Annotated in this window: 16 protein-coding genes; 6 read left to right on the top strand and 10 right to left on the bottom strand. The window is 68.5% G+C overall.

The features are described 5' to 3' along the window. The 4 genes from VFG40_RS14365 to VFG40_RS14380 all read right to left on the bottom strand — a co-directional run. A partial coding sequence (locus VFG40_RS14365) for a hydrolase/aminopeptidase (RefSeq protein WP_324898688.1) occupies window positions 1–1590 on the bottom strand: 1590 nt, incomplete at its 3' end. A 104-nt stretch (window positions 1591–1694) separates the two neighbouring features. Further along, a complete protein-coding gene (locus VFG40_RS14370) occupies window positions 1695–2336 on the bottom strand; it encodes a glutathione S-transferase family protein (protein ID WP_324898690.1) in 642 nt (213 codons plus the stop codon). Between the two features lie 107 nt (window positions 2337–2443). After that, window positions 2444–3412 carry a prolyl aminopeptidase gene (gene pip / locus VFG40_RS14375; RefSeq protein WP_324898692.1) on the bottom strand — a complete coding sequence of 323 codons (969 nt, stop codon included), beginning with the start codon at window positions 3410–3412 and terminating at the stop codon, window positions 2444–2446. A gap of 34 nt (window positions 3413–3446) precedes the next feature. Next, window positions 3447–3941 carry an Lrp/AsnC family transcriptional regulator gene (locus VFG40_RS14380; protein WP_324898693.1) on the bottom strand — a complete coding sequence of 165 codons (495 nt, stop codon included), beginning with the start codon at window positions 3939–3941 and terminating at the stop codon, window positions 3447–3449. Between the two features lie 123 nt (window positions 3942–4064). Between VFG40_RS14380 and VFG40_RS14385 the strand changes: the two genes are divergently transcribed. The 3 genes from VFG40_RS14385 to VFG40_RS14395 all read left to right on the top strand — a co-directional run bounded on the left by VFG40_RS14385 (window position 4065) and on the right by VFG40_RS14395 (window position 6416). Then, entirely contained in the window at window positions 4065–4979 is a 915-nt protein-coding gene (locus VFG40_RS14385; RefSeq protein WP_324898695.1) for a DMT family transporter, read from the top strand. 133 nt (window positions 4980–5112) lie between these two features. Next, entirely contained in the window at window positions 5113–5793 is a 681-nt protein-coding gene (locus VFG40_RS14390) for a glutathione S-transferase family protein (protein ID WP_324898696.1), read from the top strand. A gap of 113 nt (window positions 5794–5906) precedes the next feature. Continuing rightward, window positions 5907–6416 carry a ferritin-like domain-containing protein gene (locus VFG40_RS14395; protein WP_324898698.1) on the top strand — a complete coding sequence of 170 codons (510 nt, stop codon included), beginning with the start codon at window positions 5907–5909 and terminating at the stop codon, window positions 6414–6416. 23 nt (window positions 6417–6439) lie between these two features. Here the strand turns inward: VFG40_RS14395 and VFG40_RS14400 are convergent, their stop codons facing one another. Continuing rightward, window positions 6440–7288, bottom strand: a complete 849-nt coding sequence (locus VFG40_RS14400; RefSeq protein WP_324898700.1) for an SDR family NAD(P)-dependent oxidoreductase — start codon at window positions 7286–7288, stop codon at window positions 6440–6442. A gap of 250 nt (window positions 7289–7538) precedes the next feature. Between VFG40_RS14400 and VFG40_RS14405 the strand changes: the two genes are divergently transcribed. The 3 genes from VFG40_RS14405 (at window position 7539) to VFG40_RS14415 (ending at window position 10096) form a co-directional block, all read left to right on the top strand. Then, window positions 7539–8738, top strand: a complete 1200-nt coding sequence (locus VFG40_RS14405) for a zinc-dependent alcohol dehydrogenase (protein ID WP_324898702.1) — start codon at window positions 7539–7541, stop codon at window positions 8736–8738. A 9-nt stretch (window positions 8739–8747) separates the two neighbouring features. Next, window positions 8748–9158, top strand: coding sequence for a hypothetical protein (locus VFG40_RS14410; RefSeq protein ID WP_324898704.1), 411 nt, complete (start codon window positions 8748–8750; stop codon window positions 9156–9158). A gap of 71 nt (window positions 9159–9229) precedes the next feature. Next, window positions 9230–10096, top strand: coding sequence for an MBL fold metallo-hydrolase (locus VFG40_RS14415; RefSeq protein WP_324898706.1), 867 nt, complete (start codon window positions 9230–9232; stop codon window positions 10094–10096). A 70-nt stretch (window positions 10097–10166) separates the two neighbouring features. Here VFG40_RS14415 and VFG40_RS14420 read toward each other — a convergent pair whose 3' ends face one another. From VFG40_RS14420 to VFG40_RS14440, 5 genes are all read right to left on the bottom strand, one after another. Next, window positions 10167–10799, bottom strand: a complete 633-nt coding sequence (locus VFG40_RS14420) for a TMEM175 family protein (RefSeq protein ID WP_324898708.1) — start codon at window positions 10797–10799, stop codon at window positions 10167–10169. 23 nt (window positions 10800–10822) lie between these two features. Then, window positions 10823–11233 (bottom strand): hypothetical protein, encoded by a 411-nt coding sequence (locus VFG40_RS14425; protein WP_324898710.1) that lies wholly within the window; start codon window positions 11231–11233, stop codon window positions 10823–10825. Between the two features lie 62 nt (window positions 11234–11295). Then, entirely contained in the window at window positions 11296–12063 is a 768-nt protein-coding gene (ubiE, locus tag VFG40_RS14430; RefSeq protein ID WP_324898712.1) for a bifunctional demethylmenaquinone methyltransferase/2-methoxy-6-polyprenyl-1,4-benzoquinol methylase UbiE, read from the bottom strand. A gap of 329 nt (window positions 12064–12392) precedes the next feature. Then, window positions 12393–13757: a metal-dependent hydrolase family protein gene (locus VFG40_RS14435; protein WP_324898714.1), complete on the bottom strand. Its 1365-nt coding sequence runs from the start codon at window positions 13755–13757 to the stop codon at window positions 12393–12395. Between the two features lie 65 nt (window positions 13758–13822). Continuing rightward, a partial coding sequence (locus tag VFG40_RS14440; protein ID WP_525931242.1) for a lysophospholipid acyltransferase family protein occupies window positions 13823–15028 on the bottom strand: 1206 nt, incomplete at its 5' end.

Raw genomic sequence — 15028 nt, forward strand, 5'->3', positions numbered from 1 at the left:
GGTGAGGTGCCAGGCCGCGTCGAGCTGCTGCATTTTCGCAAGCGGCGGCGTATCCGGCAGCCGATCAAGGAAATACATCCACTCCTGCGTGTTCCAATCCGTGGCGTCCAGCTTGCCGGCCGCGAGTTTGCCCGCGAGGAATTGCGCGCGCTCCCGGTCTATGGCATCGAAGCGCGGCGAATCGGGAATGGGCGCATCCTTGGGGATGCCGATACCGTAGACCCATTCGTTCACTTCGTCCCAGCTCATCTTGCCCGGGTATTTGTCGATCAGATTCGGCTTGAGATACGCCAACATCTGCTCGGTGGTGATGCTGTGCCACGCGAAGTGGTTGAAATAGCCCTTGAGGTAAGCGTCGAAGCGCTCGCGCCCGAAGCGCTGCTCCAATGCGCGCAGGAACCAGGAGCCCTTGTCGTAGGCGACGTCGGAGAGTTCGTCGTCGGCATCAATCTTGCGCGGCTGCGGCGCCAGCCGCTGCGCATTGGCCGGCATGGTACCGAGGGTCTTCTGCAGGTTGCGCTCGGCCAGCAGGATTTCCTCATCCGCGAGACGCTTCCCGTACAGCGCCTCGGTAATGCGGCCCTGCACGTAGGTGGTGATGCCCTCGTTCAGCCAGATGTCGCGCCAGCTCGCCGCGGTCACGAGGTTGCCCGACCACGAATGCGCCAGCTCATGCGAGACCACGCTGACCAGGCTCTTGTCGCCGACGATGATCGTCGGCGTGGCGAAGGTCATGTTCGGGTTTTCCATGCCGCCGAACGGGAACGACGGCGGCAGCACCAGCAGGTCGTAGCGGCCCCAGCGGTACGGACCGTACAGCGACTCCGCGGCGGCAATCATCTTCTCGGTGTCCTCGAACTCGTGCGCCGCCTTGTCCACGACCGAGGGCTCGGCGTACACCGCGCTGCGCGGCCCGGTTTCGCGCGCGTCCAGATCGCCGACCGCGATCGCGAGCAGGTAGGACGGCACCGGATGCGCCTGATCGAATTCGAAGTCGCCGTCCAGTGGATGCTTCGCATCGTTCGGCGCGCTCATCACCACCCGCAGGTTCTTCGGCGCGGTGACGTGCGCGTGCCAGGTGAAGCGGATCGCCGGTGAGTCCTGCAGCGGCACCCACGAGCGCGCGTGGATGGATTCGGACTGCGAGAACATGAAGGGCAGTTGCTTGTCGGCGGTCTGCGCCTTGCTCAGCCACTGCAGGCCGCTGGCCTCGGGCGAGGTGTCGTAGACGATGCGCACGGTGGCCGGATGCGTCGGCGCGGCGATGGTGAGCTTGCTGCCGAGCTGCTCGTCGCGCGGCGCCAGCGCATACGTGAGCGCGCTGGCGTGGCCCTCGGCGTCGATGGCCTCGACGCTGGCGATCTTGAGGTCGCGCGTGTCCAGCACCAGCGAGCTCGCCCTTGGATTCACCCAGTCCAGCGCCAGCACCGCCTTGCCGTGCAGCTCCTTGTGCGGGAAATCCACTTTCAGGTCGAGGTCGAGATGGGTGACCTTCACCTGGTCGGGCTGCGCGTACGAATACGGGTCGGTAGCGTGGGCGGCCAGCGGCAGCAGCAGGGCGCTCGCGGCGAGCGTGGGCAACAGGCGCATCGGGCAACTCCGGAAAGCGGGAACGGCAGAGTATGCCATCGGCCCGCGCGGGCCGACCCGTGCGCAAAGGCCTGTGCGAGCGGCTGCAAAAGGGGTGTGCCTGCTCAGGGCAGATCGCCGCCCGAATGCGGGTCGACGTGGTAATCGAAGTGCTCGGCGAGGTGGTCCGGCTGCCCCTGCACGCGCTCCACCCACGCGCGCAGCTGGGGGTGGTCGTGCAGTGGAAAGCCCGCCTCCGCGGCGCGGCTGGCGTAGGCGAACACGCTGATGTCGGCGATCGTGTAGCGCGCGCCGGCGAGAAACGGCCGCTGTGCCAGCTCCCGCTCGAGCACCGCCAGCGTGCGCCGCGCCGCGGCCTGCTTGAGCGCGACCAGCGCCGGCGGACGGCGCGTCAGCTTGCCGGTCAGCGTCCAGTGCCGCAGCGCGCCGATCACCGACTCCACCCGCTCCTGCTCGAAGCTCAGCCACTGCCACACCCGGGCACGGCCGAACGCATCATCGGGCAGATAGGGCGTGCCGTCGGCCAGATACATCAGGATCGCGTTCGACTCGGCCAGGGTGCGGCCATCGTCCAGCGCGATCGCCGGCACCGTGCCGCCAGGGCTGATGCGGAGGAACGCATCGCGCTGGCCCTCGCCTTCGAAGATGCTGACCAAGACGGTGCGATAGGGCCGGTGCAGATGCGCCAGCAACTGGCGGACTTTCCAGGCGTTCTGCGACGGCAGGTAATCGAACAGGGTCAGCACGGTGGTCGGCTCCGCAGCGGAAAGAAGCCCGCAGTGTGCGAAGGGTGCGCACTGCCGGCCATCCGGCGATTGCGATCCGGCCGGCCCGACGCCCGGGCAGCGCGAACTCAGGCCATCGGTGCGCGGAACCAGCGGTCGGCCAGTGCGTCGGTGGCGGTCACCAGCGCATCGACGATCGCCGGGTCGGCGGCGCTGTGGCCGGCGAGCACCACCCGCAGGTTCGCCTCGGGCCAGGCTTGGCTGAGGTCCCAGGCGCTCTTCATCGGGCAGATGATGTCGTAGCGGCCGTGCACGATGGTGGCGGGGATGGTGCGGATGCGGTCGATGTCACGCAGCAGCTGGCCCGGTTCGAGGAACACCTTGTGGCGGAAGTAGTGCGCTTCCATCAGCGCCAGGCTCACCGCCTTGTGCGGGTCGTCGAAATCGCCGCCGGCGTCCGGATCGTGCACCAGCGTGGTGCTGCCGCCTTCCCATGCGCTCCACGCATGCGCCGCCGCCAGCCGGGTCGCCTCGTCGCTGCTGGTGAGGCGCTGCCAGTAGGCTTCCAGCAGGTCGCCCCGCTCGGCCTCGGGGATCGGGGCAATGAACCGCGCCCAGCGCTCGGGGAAGATCAGCCGCGCGCCGCCGTCGAACTCGTTGAACCAGCGCAACTCCTCCTCGCCGCCGAGAAAGATGCCGCGCAACACCAGCCCCAGCACCCGCTCGGCATGCGCCTGCGCGTAGGCCAGCGCCAGGGTGGAACCCCACGAGCCGCCGAACACCACCCATCGCTCGATGCCCAGATGTTCGCGAATTGCCTCGATGTCGGCGACCAGGTGCGCCGTGGTGTTGTCGGTGAGCTCGGCGAACGGCGTGGACTGGCCGGCGCCGCGCTGGTCGAACAGCACGATGCGGTAGCGCGCCGGGTCGAAGAAACGCCGGTGATAAGTCGACAGCCCCGCGCCCGGGCCGCCGTGCAGGAAGATCACCGGCAGGCCCTCGGGATTGCCGCACTCTTCGAGGTAGAGCGTGTGCAGTGCATCCACCGGCAGTCGTTCGGTGCGATGTGGCTCGATGGCGGGATACAGCTCGCGCATGCTGGTGGTCCTTTGATTGGTGCCCCGACCGAGCTTAGCCTGCCGACAGCGCGGCCGCCGCGTTCCACATCGCCCGGCTGATCGGGCGATTGGCGTGCGGCGTCTGCAGCACCACCAGCGTGGTGGTGCTGATGCTGGGGTGGATCTTCAGCACGCGGTCGAGCACCGTCTCGAGGTGGTTGATCGACATCGCCACGATGCGCAGCAGCGCCGAATCCTCGCCGGCCAGGCGCCGGCAGTCCAGCACCTCGGGAATGTCCTCCACGATCGCGCCGATGCGCCGGCATACGCCGCCGTCGCAGCGCAGCCGCACCATCGCATCGATGCTGTAGCCGAGCCGCTTCGGCTCGACTACCGCGCGGTAGCCGGTGATCACGCCCGCCTCTTCGAGTCGTTTCACCCGCTCGGCCACGGCCGGGGCGGACAGCCGCACCAGCCGTCCCAGTTCGGCGTAGCCCAGCCGGGCATCGTGCTGCAGGGCCTCGAGCAGCTGCCAGTCCTTGCTGTCCAGATCGGTCTTTGATTCCATGGTCAATCGTGCTCACTCATTTGGATTCATCGGAAAGATCGTCGGCTCACCTGCCGATCAGTCATTCAAGCAGCATACGCCGCGCACTAGCATGCGCACTCCTCCTCCCCTGGAATGATGGTCATGCACAGTTCGGATCGACTCGATGCGCGGGCGCTGACCTGCATCGGCGTGGCGCTGGCGACCTGGTCGTCGGCGTACGCCGCGATCGCCTACGCGCTGGCCTCGTTCACGCCCGGCGAGGTGGCGTTGGCACGGCTGGCCGTGGCGTCGCTGTGCTTTGCGGTGCTGCTGGCAGTCAGGCGCGTGCCCCTGCCGGCGCGGCGCGACTGGCCGCAGCTGGCGCTGCTGGGCGTGATCGGGCTGACCGTCTATCACCTGTGCCTGAACTACGCCGAGACCCGCATCGCCAGCGGCACGGCGTCGATCCTGATTTCGTTGGTGCCCGCGGCCACCGCCGCGGTCTCGGCCATCTGGATGCACGAGCGTCTCTCGCCGCGCACCCTGATCGGGCTCGGCGTGGCGCTGCTGGGCGTGGTGCTGGTGGTGCTAGCCAGCGGCAAGCAGGTGCGGTTCGAGCCGATGGCGGCGCTGGTGCTGGCGAGCGTGCTGGCCTCGGCAATCTACTTCGTGGGGCTGAAGCCACTGTTCGCCCGCAACAGCATGCTCGGGGTCACCGCGTTCGGGTTTTTCGCCGGCACGCTCGGCGCACTCCCGTTCGGCTGGCAGCTGCCCCAGGCGCTGGCCGCCGCGCCGTGGCCGCACGTGGCTGCGCTGGCGTACCTGGGCATCGCGCCGACCTTCGTCGGCTACATCGCGTGGAACGTCGCGATCCATCGCAGCTCGGCCTCGAAAGTCTCCAGCTTCATCTACTTCTCGCCGCCGATCGCGGTGCTGATCGGCTGGCTCTGGCTGGGCGAGCGGCCCGGCGTGCTCACCCTGGTCGGCGGCATGGTGACGGTGGTGGGCGTGATCCTCGCCAACACGCGGCGCCGCGCGCTGCCGGCGGCGGCGGCCACGATGCCCCGCGAATCCTGAGGCCCGCCACGGCGTCACCACAGTTGCAGTGAGCCGGCCGGGCACTGAGGATAGGGCGCCGTACCGCTCGATCGACCCGCGTGGCGGATTCGCCGCGTCCACGCTGCCCGCACGATCCCGACCGGAGACACGCATGATCACGCTGCACATCGCCAACAAGAACTACTCGTCATGGTCGCTGCGTCCGTGGCTGCTGCTGAGCGAACTGGGCGTGCCGTTCGAGGAGCGCCTGCATGTGTTCGGCGAAGGCTCCAACTGGAGCACCTTCCGCGCGTTTTCACCGAACGGCCGGGTGCCGTGCCTGCACGACGGCGACACCGTGGTGTGGGACTCGCTGGCCATCGCCGAGTACATCGCCGAGCTCTACCCGGCGTGGCCGGAAGAGGCACCTGCGCGGCACTGGGCCCGCAGCGCGGCGGCGGAAATGCATGCCGGCTTCGGTGCCTTGCGCCAGCAGTGCTCGATGAGCTGCGGCCTGCGCGTGCGCCTGCACGAGATCGGTCCGGCGCTGGCCGCGGACGTGGCGCGCATCGACGAGCTCTGGAGCGAGGGGCTGCAACGGTTCGGCGGCCCGTTCCTGGCGGGCGGGCGCTTCACTGCGGTGGACGCGTTCTATGCGCCGGTGGCATTCCGGGTGCAGACCTACGGGCTGCCGCTGGGCCCGGCTGCCGCGGCGTACGGCGAGCGCCTGCTCGAGCTGACGTCGATGCGCCGCTGGTACGCCAGCGCGCTGGCCGAGCCGTGGCGCGACGAGGGGCACGACCGCGACGTTGCCTCGGTAGGCACGGTCACGGCGGACCTGCGCGACCACTGAGGCCCCACGAGGCTGCTGGCGGCGCGGTGTCATGGCGCCATCACATGTCATCGCCCCCGGCTGCACGCCGACGCGGCCAGCATCCGCGCTCCCCCACCTAAAGGAGCGCCGACGTGACCGAGATGAAAGAAAACCTGCTGGACTGGCTCCGCGATGCGCACGCGATGGAGGAGCAGGCCGAGCAGATGCTGCGCGCGCAGGCCAAGCGCATCGAGCACTATCCCGCGGTGCGGCAGCGGATCGAGCAGCATCTCGAGGAGACCCTCGGTCAGCAGCGGCTGCTGAAGTCGTCCATCGAGCGTCTGGGCGGCTCGCCCTCCACTGCCAAGGACCTGATGGGCAGGATGATGGCGTTCGGCCAGGCCGCTGGCGGCATGACCAACTCCGACGAGATCGTCAAAGGCGCCATTTCCAGCTACGTGTTCGAGAACCTGGAGATCGCCACCTACACCGCGCTGATCGCGGCAGCGAAGGCAGTCGGCGACATCGAGACCCAGCGCGTGTGCGAGCAGATCCTGCCGCAGGAGCAGGCGATGGCACAGTGGGTACTGGAGCACCTGCCGCAGCTGACCGAGGAATTTCTCTCCCGCGACGCGGCGCCGAACGTCGAAGCCAAGCGCTGAGCGACGCTGGCCTCCGTTGACGATCAACCGCCGCCAGGGGGCGACTCCCGGTCGCCCCGTGCGCGCTGGTCGGCGTCGGTGTCTTCGTACATCTTCTCGTTCATCTTCGACTGCAGGTGCTCGGACATGAAGCGGCGCGAGAACACCATCGCCTTGTTGGCCGCTCCGGCCACCACCACCCGCTCGCCGGCCATGACCGCCTCGTAGCCGGTGCGGGCCACTTCTTCCGGATCCATCAGGTTGGCCTTCTGGAAAGCCACGCTGTGCTCCAGTCCGCCCTTGGGAAAGAAGTCGGTGTCGGTGGGCCCGGGGCACAGCGCCGTCATCGTCACGCCGCTGCCTTCGAGCTCGGTTGCCACCGCCTCGCTCCATGACAGCACGAACGCCTTGCTGGCGTGATACACGGCCATGCCCGGACCCGGCTCGAAGCCGGCGATGGAAGCGGTGTTGAGCACCCGGCCGCGGCCGCGCTGCACCATGCGCGGCAGGAATGCCGACGTCATCCGCAGCACCGCCTCGACATTAAGTTGCAGGATCGACAGGTGCGTCGCCAGCGGCACCGCAGCAAATTCGCCGCGGAACCCGTGGCCGGCATTGTTGACCAGGATCTCCACCGTCCAGCCAGCGTCGGCAAGGGCGCCGTCCAGCTCCGCGACGGCGCTATCGCGCTCCAGGTCTGCGGCGATCGTGAGCACCTCCACGCCATGGCGCTCGCCGATGTCGGCGGCCACCGCCGCCAGCTCGGCCGCCTCCGGTGCAACCAGGCAGAGAGGATGGCCGTGCGCCGCGAAGCAGTGGGCAAGGTGCAGTCCGATGCCGCTGCTGGCACCGGTGATCAACGCGCGTTCGCGTTCGCTCGAAAAGGTTGCCATGGAACCTCCGTGGACGGGTTCGGTTGCGAGGACGTCCGAGGACGCCTGATTGGGTGGGCAGCGCAGCCTAGCGTCGGCCCGCTGATGCGCGTGTGCGTCGCCGGTGAAGGCGTCGATGCATCCGTGATGCGCGATGGCACCGCGCTGCGGCACGCGGGACGGCATGTGTGCGTCTCGCGACGCGACCTTGCCGCAGTGCTGACAGGAGCGGGCGGAGCATGCATCGCCACGTTCACCACGGAAGCCCGCCATGCTTGCCACCACCTACCGGCGTCCCTACCGCGTCAGTGTCCGGCACGTGCCCGAACCGACCATCGAGCATCCGCTCGACGCGGTGGTGCGGGTGCTGCGCACCTGCATCTGTGGCTCGGACCTGCACCTGTACCACGGCCTGGTTCCCGACACGCGGGTCGGCTCGATCTTCGGCCACGAGTTCGTCGGCGAAGTGGTGGAAACAGGTGCTGACGTGCGTAACCTCCACGTCGGCGACCGCGTGCTGGTGCCCTTCAACATCTTCTGCGGCACCTGTTACTACTGCCAGCGCGAGCTCTACAGCAATTGCCACAACGTCAATCCGGAAGCCACCGCCGTGGGCGGCATCTACGGCTATTCGCATACCGCCGGCGGCTACAACGGCGGACAGGCCGAATACGTGCGTGTGCCGTTCGCCGACATCGGACCCACGGTGATCCCGCCGGACCTGCACATCGAAGACGCGGTGCTGCTGACCGACGTGGTGCCCACCGGCTACCAGGCGGCGGAGATGGGCGATATCCGCGAGAACGACACGGTGGTGATCTTCGGCGCCGGACCGATCGGCATCATGGCCGCCCGGTCAGCCTGGCTGATGGGCGCGGGGCGCGTGATCGTGGTCGACCACGTGGATTATCGGCTGGATTTCGTCAGCCGCTATGCACCGTGCGAGGTGGTCGATTTCCGCAGCGTGGGCGACATGGCCCTGCACATCAAGAAGATGACCGACGGTCGCGGCGCCGATGTCTGCATCGATGCCGTCGGCTGCGAGGCCGCCGGCAGCGCCATGCAGCGGCTGACCGGGGTGAACATGAAGCTGCAGGCGGGCGCCGCCACCGTGCTGCACTGGGCGATCAACTCCGTGCGCAAGGGCGGCAACGTGTCCATCGTCGGCGTCTATGGCCCGACCTTCAACGCGGTGCCGATCGGCAACGCGGTCAACAAGGGGCTGACCCTGCGCATGAACCAGGCGAGCGTGAAGCGTCACCTGCCGCGGCTGATCGAGCACATTCGCAACGGCCACCTCGACCCGAAGGCGATCATCACCCACCGCGTGCCGCTGCAGGAGGCGAACGACGCGTACCAGATGTTCTCCGCCAAGCAGGACCAGTGCATCAAGACGGTGCTGATCCCGCCGGGCGCCGATGTGGTCGCGCCTACTCCCGTCGCACCCACTTCCGTCGCACCCATCGCCTGAGGACCCGCCATGAACCGATCGCACGAACACATCCCCGGCTGGGGCGTGGACCTGGATCGCCGCGATCGTCCCGCGGTGCCGATGGAGCGCAAGCCGCCGCGCCTGCAGGGCGTGCACTGGGACGAGCCGGTGCCGCAACAATCGAATGTCGAGGTGCTTACCTCCACCGAGCACATGCGCCGGCCGCCGGTGTACGGCACCAGCGTGCCGCCCCGGGGGCTCAGCGGGCGAATCCGCCGGCGCGCCTTCCGCCACAGCGAGAACGACCTGCGCCACTGGCTGATGCTGCTGTTCGCCGACCGGGTCGACGCCGTCGAAAGTGCCGTCGGCGATGGCGCCCGGTCGCCTCAGGTGCGCACCGCAACCTCCTTGGGGATTGCGGTAGCGGCGGTGTGGATACTGGGGCGGCTGACGCGATAACAGGACGCGGCTCGCGCCCGCGCGCGGCGCATCGCGGCATCTACCGGCGCCACCATCCGGGAACCCAGCGCATGCGGGTGCACCACCTCAACTGCATCTCCACCTGCCCGTTGGGCGGGCGCCTGATGGATGGCCGAACCCGTTCGCTGCTCGCGCGCGGGGCGCTGGTATGCCACTGCCTGCTGATCGAGACCGACGCGGGGCTGGTGCTGGTGGATACCGGCTTCGGGCTCAATGACGTGCACCATCCACGGGACCGGCTCAGCGGCTTTTTCCTGGCGCTGGTGAAGCCGGCCTTTCGCGAGGAGATGACCGCGATCCGGCAGATCGAGCGGCTGGGGTTTTACGCCAGCGACGTCCGCCACATCGTAATGAGCCACCTGGATTTCGATCACGCCGGCGGCCTCGACGATTTTCCGCAGGCGCGGGTTCACCTGCTGCAACGCGAGCGCGATGACGCCCAAGCCCAGCGCAGCTGGATGGATCGCCAGCGGTTCCGTCCCCAGCAGTGGCGAAACCGGGCGCTGTGGCGCACCTATGGCGCGGAGCGCGGCGAGGACTGGTTCGGTTTCGAGCGCGCGCAGGCGCTGGACGGCCTGCCCGACGACATCCTGCTGGTGCCGTTGCCGGGCCATACGCATGGCCACTGCGGCATTGCGGTGCGCGCGCAGGGCCGCTGGCTGCTGCTCGCGGCCGATGCGTACTTCCACGAGCGCGAGATGGACCCGGTGGCGCCGTGCTGCACGCCGGGCCTGCGGTTCTACCAGTGGATGCTGGAGAAGGACCGCACCGCACGCCTCGCCAACCAGGCCCGCCTGCGCCAGTTGGCAGCCAACCGGGAAGCACGGGTGCGGGTGTTCTGCAGCCACGATGCGGCCGAGTTCCAGCGTCTCGCCGGTCGCCCCGCGGGCGTGCCGGTGCAGGCCTTGCGACGCTAGCCGGGGTTGCGTCCCGGGCACGCGGGTTGGTGGGCGGCTTGCCGAGCGCGCCCGCGTCGCCAGCGACGCGTCAGCCGCTGTCCGCGTTGCGGCGGTTCCATCGGGCAAGTGCCATCCGCGGGAGCAGGCGCACGAGCAACGGGATCAACAGCAGCACGAAGTTGTTGTATGCCGGGGCGAACCACGCCAGTACCAGCGACAGCGATGCCGCACACGGCAAAGCCCAGCTGCGGGCCCGCACGGCCACCACCTCGGCGGCGGGACAGTCCGGCTGCAGATACGGTGCGCGCAGAGCCCGGCCGAACAGCCAGCACTGCAGCAGCCCCGCCACCAGCAACGTGGCCGAATAGAACAGCTCCGGCACGCGGGCCAATGTGTTCGCGCTCATCAGGGCAGTGGCGAAAGGCATGAACGCCACCACCATGAGCAGCAGCAGATTGGGCATTACCAGCTGGCGGTCGTAGTCGCCGAGCATGCCGAACACGCGATGGTGCGCCGCCCACAGTGCGCCGATCACCAGGAAGCTGATCACGAAGCCCATAAAACTCGGGCCCAGTTCGTGCAGCGCGGCGAGGTATGCGGCATCGCTTGCGATGCCCAGCCGCGGGACCTCGATCTCGATCACCAGCAGGGTGATCGCAATGGCGAACACCGCGTCGGAGAAAAACGTCAGCCGTTCAAGCTGCGAGGCTTGGGTGCTCATCGGGATCCTTGTCGATCTGCAATCTACTGGTACATGCGGTGGCGGTAAAACCACGCGACGAGTTGCTGGAAGCGTGCCGGCGGATTGGGTGTCAATGCAAGGGCGCAGGACACGCACTGGGCCGCCATGACAGTGCAAAGCACGAACAAGACGTCCATGGCCATCCAGCCGCACGACACGGAGGCGGCAATCACCAGCAGGCCGCGCCCATAGGGTTGATCGTCGCTGCTGCAGCGTGTTTCCACCTGCCAGAAAAGCGCCGTCGCCGCGAGCGATGCAATCAGTGCAGCCATCCATACGGGAGCGCTGACCGGCGTATCGGCGGTGGCGGCACGGACCAGCAGCAGCCCCAGCGGCATCAGCCGCACCGTGCCCATGGCGAGCCATGTCGTGGGCCGCGTGAGGGCGAACAACCGAAGCGGTTCGGACGACATGACCGGTGCCTCCCAGCGGAGCCGCGCACGATGAGGCAGGCCGGTAACGGCCTGCCTCCGGCTCAGAACTTGTAGGCCTTGTGGATGGCCACGATGCCGTTGGTGAGGTTGCGCACCTCCACCTTGCCGAAGCCGGCGCGCTCCATCATGCCCTTGAGCGTTTCCTGGTCCGGATGCTTGCGGATCGACTCGGCCAGGTACTGGTAGCTGTCGGCGTCGCCGGCGAACAGCTTGCCGAGCTTGGGCAGGATGTTGAACGAGTGGAAGTCGTACAGCTTGCCGAAGGTTTCGCTCTGCACCCGCGAGAACTCCAGCACCAGCAGGCGGCCGCCGGGCTTGAGCACGCGGCAGATGTCGGCCAGCGCGGTGTCCTTGTCCGTGACGTTGCGCAGGCCGAAGGCCATGGTCACCGCGTCGAAGGAGTTGTCCGGGAACGGCAGCGCCTCGGCGTTGAGCTGGGTCCAGCGCAGGCCTTCGACCAGGCCGCGGTCGGTGAGGCGATCGCGGCCCACCTGCAGCATGGCAGCGTTGATGTCGCCCACGATCACTTCGCCGTCCTTGCCCACCACCGGCTTGAGCAGCGCGGCGATGTCGCCGGTACCGCCGGCCAGATCCAGCACGCGGTCGCCGCGGCGCACGCCGCTGATCGCCACGAAGTGCCGTTTCCACAATCGGTGCACGCCGAACGACATCAGGTCGTTCATCAGGTCGTAGCTGCGGGCGACCGAGGTGAACACCTGGCCGACCAGCTTCTGCTTCTCGCCCACCGGCACGTCGCGAAAGCCGAAGTGGGTGGTGGAGGGCGGGGCGTCTTTGGGCTGCTCGTTCATGCCCGCGATGGTACAGGATTGGCCGCGCGTGCTCGGTGTGGAGAAGCGCTGGGGGCGGCCTCGGCGCGGCGCTCTCAAGCCCTCTCCCCGCCGGGGAGAGGGTTGGGTGAGGGGCTGGGCTGGCGGTGAGGCCCAAAGGCCGAAATGTGTGTGCAGCCGCGTTCGATGGTGCGAGGAGATCGCGCTTCGTCGGTCCCCCTCACCCCGACCCTCTCCCCGCGGGGACAGGGAGCTGCATGCGCCACCTTGCTACCCCTTTGCCCGACCGGAACGCGGACGGCATCGCTTTGAAAGCCGGTCGGATCGGTGCCTGCCGGATCCGTCGAGCATCAGGGCGTTGCCCGTCCATCCTGCTTGTAGACCACGCCGTCCTTCATCACGAAGTTGACCTTCTGCATCAGCGTGATGTCGTCCAGCGGGTTGCCCGGCACGGCGACCACGTCGCCGACGAACCCGGGCGCCAGCTGCCCCAGCTTGCCGGACTGATGCAGCAGCTCGGCGGCGTGGGTGGTGGCCGCCTGCAGCACGTACAGCGGCGGCATGCCGGCGTCGACCATGTACTTGAACTCCTTCGCGTTCTGCCCGTGCGGATAGACCGCCGCATCGGTGCCGAAGGCGATCTTCACGCCGGCCCGGTACGCCTTGCCGGCGGTGGCCTGGATGATCGGCCCCACCTTCATCGCCTTGGCGGCGACCTGCGGCGGGTAGTAGCCCGGTTTGGATGCCATCTCCTGCACGTATTTGCCGGCGATGATGGTGGGCACGTACCAGGTGCCGTGTTCCTTCATCAGCTTCATGTCGGCGTCGTCCATGAAGGTGCCGTGCTCGATCGAATCGACCCCACCGAGCACCGCGCGGCGGATGCCTTCGGCGCCGTGCGCGTGGGCGGCCACGGTGTAGCCGTAGTCGTGCGCGGCGGCGACCACCGCCTTGATTTCCTCCAGCGTCATCTGCGGGTTGTCGGCGCTGGCGCTTTCGTCGAGCACGCCGCCGGAGGGCATGATCTTGATCAGGTCGTCGCCGGCCTTGTAGTGCGCGCGCACGGCCTTCCAGGCGTCCTCGGGGCTGTTGATGATGCCGCTGGTCGGGCCCGGGTCACCGGCCAGGTCCTGGCGGTAACCGTCGGTGGGATCGGCGTGGCCGCCGGTGGAGCCGATCGGCACGCCGGCGGTGTAGATGCGCGGCCCGGGTACCACGCCCGCGTTGATGGCGTTGCGCAACGCCACCGACTCGTTGTGGCCGTCGCCGAGGTTGCGCACGCTGGTGAAGCCCGCCAGCAGGGTGCGCCGGGCGTAGACGGTGGAGCGGATCGCGTAGTCGGCGACGTTCCAGCGGAACTGGTCGGAGTAGCCGGTAGGGCTGGTTTCGTCGGTGAGGTGGGTGTGCGCGTCGATCAGCCCGGGCAGGCAGGTGGAGGCGGGCAGCACGATGGCCTGGAAGCCTCGCCCGGCCGCCTTCGCCTGGGCGTCGTAGGCCTGGAGGTCGACCTTGCCGGCCCGTACTTCCTTGATCCGTCCGTCCTCCACGACCACGCTGGTTTCGCCCAGCAGCTTGCCCGCGGCGGTGTCGATGGCATGGCCGCAGGTGACCACGGCGAGGCTGCCCCTGGCCGGCGCGCCGTCGCCATCGGCGAGCACGGCGGTGGGCAGCGCGAGGGCGGCGGCAAGGGCAAGCGTGACGGGGCGGACGGACATGGCGGCATTCCGGATCGACAGGAGCGCCATGGTAGGCAGGGGCCGCCCTGCGCGGCCACTGGCGATTAGTCGGGGCGGCGCGGCGCCGGCGGTTCCGGTTCGACCGGCACGACCGGCTCGTGGATGTGCGCGTGATGCGCGGCATCCACGTGGCGCTCGTGCAGGTCCGCCGGCGAGGCGTCCGGCGGGGTGGCGTCGGCGGTCGGGGTGATCTTCGCCGGCGACTCGTCGTCGTGATCGGCATCGGGACGGTCGTCGCCACCGGGGGTGATCTTGAGGATGGAATGGCGCACCTCGCGCGCCAGGATCACCCGCGCGTCGCGCACCATGTCCTCCAGGCCGCCATCGAAGTCGAGCTTGCCGGCTTCGTCGGTCCACACGATCCTGCGTTCGCGCAGCTTCTGGATGAAGCCGCGGAACAGCGCCTTGTCGAAAAACTCCGGCGCGGCCTGTTCGCTCAGCAGCGAAAGCCGCTGCGCGGTGAGCGTGCACGCGTTCTCGAGCTCGGCGGCGGTGAGCATGTGCGGGCCTTTCTTGGCCAGCGCGGCGAGCGTGATGTAGTAGCGCTCGAACGCCTGGATCAGGCTGCGCCCGATCACCTTCAGCTGGTAGGCCGCATCGTCCTGGCCGGGGCCGCGTTCCAGCACGCGGCCCTCGCCGGTGGATTCGAGCAGGCCGCGGCGCACGAAGAAGTCGATCGTCGCCTGCAGCTGCTGGCCGAAGCCGTCGCTGTCCCACGGCAGGAACAGCTCGCCCTGGATGAACGGGTAGATGATCTTGCCCAGCCGGATCACCGAGCTGCGCGACATGCGCCGATTATTGAGGAAACAGCACGCCACCCACGCCGCGGTGGCGGTGAGGTGCAGCACGTTGTTGCGGAAGTACGACAGCAGCACCGCCTGCTCGTCGTCGGCCACCAGCACGTCGCCCAGCGGATGCGCCACGCGGCGGATCCAGCCCATCTGCTCGCCGTAGGCAACGATCGCGGCCGGATCGAGCGGGGTGAGCGTCACGCGGTCCGAGTAGGGCAGGCCTTCCAGCAGCGCCTTGCTCAATTCGAGCTGGGCCAGCAGGTCGGCCTCGGCCATCGCATGCTTGGGCGTGGCCAGCAGCGCCAGCGCCAGCAGGTTGATCGGGTTCACGTCGGCGGCGCGGTTGATGTTCACCTGGATCTGCTGGGCGAGGCGATCGACCACGCCGCCCAGCCACTCCGGCTTGGCGTCCGGATCGCCGCTGGACTCGCGCCACTGCGCACTGGCCGCTTCCAGCAT

The organism is Dyella sp., from assembly GCF_035685805.1.
Taxonomy (GTDB): Bacteria; Pseudomonadota; Gammaproteobacteria; order Xanthomonadales; family Rhodanobacteraceae; genus Dyella_A.

Coding starts and splice junctions, on each gene's coding strand:
- VFG40_RS14400 (WP_324898700.1), bottom strand. CDS start 7,288: ATGGCAACCTTTTCGAGCGAACGCGAACGCGCGTTGATCACCGGTGCC.
- VFG40_RS14410 (WP_324898704.1), top strand. CDS start 8,748: ATGAACCGATCGCACGAACACATCCCCGGCTGGGGCGTGGACCTGGAT.
- VFG40_RS14420 (WP_324898708.1), bottom strand. CDS start 10,799: ATGAGCACCCAAGCCTCGCAGCTTGAACGGCTGACGTTTTTCTCCGAC.
- VFG40_RS14425 (WP_324898710.1), bottom strand. CDS start 11,233: ATGTCGTCCGAACCGCTTCGGTTGTTCGCCCTCACGCGGCCCACGACA.
- VFG40_RS14390 (WP_324898696.1), top strand. CDS start 5,113: ATGATCACGCTGCACATCGCCAACAAGAACTACTCGTCATGGTCGCTG.
- pip (WP_324898692.1), bottom strand. CDS start 3,412: ATGCGCGAGCTGTATCCCGCCATCGAGCCACATCGCACCGAACGACTG.
- VFG40_RS14405 (WP_324898702.1), top strand. CDS start 7,539: ATGCTTGCCACCACCTACCGGCGTCCCTACCGCGTCAGTGTCCGGCAC.
- VFG40_RS14415 (WP_324898706.1), top strand. CDS start 9,230: ATGCGGGTGCACCACCTCAACTGCATCTCCACCTGCCCGTTGGGCGGG.
- VFG40_RS14385 (WP_324898695.1), top strand. CDS start 4,065: ATGCACAGTTCGGATCGACTCGATGCGCGGGCGCTGACCTGCATCGGC.
- ubiE (WP_324898712.1), bottom strand. CDS start 12,063: ATGAACGAGCAGCCCAAAGACGCCCCGCCCTCCACCACCCACTTCGGC.
- VFG40_RS14435 (WP_324898714.1), bottom strand. CDS start 13,757: ATGTCCGTCCGCCCCGTCACGCTTGCCCTTGCCGCCGCCCTCGCGCTG.
- VFG40_RS14380 (WP_324898693.1), bottom strand. CDS start 3,941: ATGGAATCAAAGACCGATCTGGACAGCAAGGACTGGCAGCTGCTCGAG.